The organism is Chryseobacterium cupriresistens (assembly GCF_046614675.1).
GTDB lineage: Bacteria > Bacteroidota > Bacteroidia > Flavobacteriales > Weeksellaceae > Chryseobacterium > Chryseobacterium cupriresistens.
Genome location: NZ_JBKKJT010000026.1, coordinates 1 through 387 on the forward strand (window position 1 = coordinate 1; position 387 = coordinate 387).

Annotated in this window: 1 protein-coding gene; it reads right to left on the reverse strand. The window is 58.1% G+C overall.

Annotation, left to right across the window (positions count from 1 at the left end):
• Nucleotides 1–18 precede the first annotated feature (18 nt).
• Nucleotides 19–387, reverse strand: a 369-nt coding sequence (locus tag ACLI50_RS22520) for a phosphotransferase (RefSeq protein WP_411414672.1), incomplete at its 5' end; no start/stop codon positions are given.

The window sequence follows — 387 nt, forward strand, 5'->3', positions numbered from 1 at the left end:
TACTCTTCCTTTTTCAATTCAGAAGAACTCGTCAAGAAGGCGATAGAAGGCGATGCGCTGCGAATCGGGAGCGGCGATACCGTAAAGCACGAGGAAGCGGTCAGCCCATTCGCCGCCAAGCTCTTCAGCAATATCACGGGTAGCCAACGCTATGTCCTGATAGCGGTCCGCCACACCCAGCCGGCCACAGTCGATGAATCCAGAAAAGCGGCCATTTTCCACCATGATAGTCGGCAAGCAGGCATCGCCATGGGTCACGACGAGATCCTCGCCGTCGGGCATGCGCGCCTTGAGCCTGGCGAACAGTTCGGCTGGCGCGAGCCCCTGATGCTCTTCGTCCAGATCATCCTGATCGACAAGACCGGCTTCCATCCGAGTACGTGCTCG